The 1795-nt window shown below is 49.7% G+C and carries 1 protein-coding gene; it reads right to left on the reverse strand.

Annotated features, from left to right (window positions below):
* Positions 1–143 precede the first annotated feature (143 nt).
* Complete coding sequence (locus EYQ01_10050; protein HIE66125.1) at positions 144–1319, reverse strand: hypothetical protein; 1176 nt, start codon at positions 1317–1319, stop codon at positions 144–146.
* Positions 1320–1795: the final 476 nt, after the last annotated feature.

Genomic DNA, 1795 nt, shown 5'->3' on the forward strand with positions numbered 1-1795 from the left:
AGCCTTCCCAGCGAAACAGGTGTAACAAATAATCAGGTCTTTTACGTTGTTGGCAAGTGGCTAGAGGATCACCCTGAAAAATGGCATGAGCCTCGGGGGCATTGCGTCTACTGGGCGCTTAAGGAAGCCTACGGTCTAGAGGACTAAATCCCCCGCAACTGATCCAAATGCACTGCCCAACTCCTCCACAACTCTCTCTTCTCCTCCTCGTACTGATGTAGCCCATAGATACCCGTCAGCCCTGGTATCGAATGCCCCAGGCACATTCGCCAATGCCTGTCGGGATACCCTTGCGACTGCGCCCAGGTACTTAGATTCTTGCGGAAGATGTGAACTCCATCCCTGTCCTGACCGATCTCTAACTTCTTCCTACGGTTCCTAAACATCTCAGACAGTGAGTTCTGTTTTAACTGATCCTTACCCCAGCGTCCCCTGAAGAAGTAACCGTCATTCGGTGAAACATAACGCATAAATTCAGGGGTCAACCAGAACCTCACCACATGATCCTCATCTTCCTCACTCTTAACAAGCATGTTATGCCAGCCACCGTCCTCACGACTCCCCTCGAACTCATCCCAATTAAGCCGCAACATCTCTGATGCCCGCATTGGGCAGTAGGCGATTGCCTGAATGGCTAGAGGAGCGTCCTTGAGATATTCGACCAACTCTTTATCGCTGTAGTACCGGTGACTCTTTCGCATTCCAGGACGTTTCAAGTCCCGAGATACTTCAATCGAATCCACATAACCGTTCTGTTTCATCCAACGCCAGAAGCGAGTTATGGATTTACCGACATGATGTGCTGTTGTCCGGTATTTGAATTTAGGGTTATTACCTTTCCCTGCGTGATTAATCACAGCTTGGAGTTCAGGCCCGGTGATTTCGCGAGGGTCGTGATCTTTCAGGTAGGTGAGGATGTATCTGTGGTATATGATTTCCTGTGAGCCGGTCTTCTTGGTTCTAAGGAATTCTTCAAGATACTCTTCACTGGCGTCAGCCAAAGTCACCTTGGACTTCTTAGCCTCTTCTCGCCGAGTCACTCCCTTGACAGCAACACCAATGAAGTCACCGTGCTTGTGGTGGCGGTAAACAAGTTCTTGAAAGAGGTTGTCCAGTTCTAACGCTTGATCCCGGGTGACGCTGTTGTTGGGAAGCTGCGCTATCTTGAGTCGCTTCTTCTGGGAACCGACAACATATTTATATGACAGAAGGACTCTACCTGATGGCTCAACTCTAGCCTCCAGGTTGTCCTTGGTGATGTGATAACGGGATCCTGTTCTGGGCTTGAGCTTGCGGATATAACCCTGAGTAATCTTCAATTCCGTGTCCTCTCCGTGTCCTCTTGAGCCGAGGAAAGGACTGATTGTACTCTAGAATTGCCGGTTTTCTGGTTAGAAATGGGTGTTCCACTTCGCCACCCCGGCATGATTGATTTATAAGGGTTTTTTTCCCTAAGGATTCCACTTCAGCTAACGGTGCACTTTCAGAGAATTTTCAAGGAGTAAAAATCCGCCAAATCCAAGCGGATTCTAGCACTAGCTCATATTCCGGAAACCACCCCCGAGGGACACAATTTGTATCTAACAATCTCGGCCACCCCTTTTGCAGCACACCTGCCGCCCGCACCTTTCTGGTAATAGGTTTCCTAACTCGTGCTTACTTCTTCAAGACCCCTACCGGACAACGTAATTGGCTGGCTTTCCTGGGAAGGTATGCGGGTTGTAGTTGTCCGTAATCCTTCATCCGGCGGGCTTAAAGCCTGGTCTAGCGCTGACCTGGGTGACCCTTGGCGCAC

It is taken from the genome of Candidatus Manganitrophaceae bacterium, assembly GCA_012960925.1.
Classification (GTDB): domain Bacteria; phylum Nitrospirota; class Nitrospiria; order SBBL01; family JAADHI01; genus DUAG01.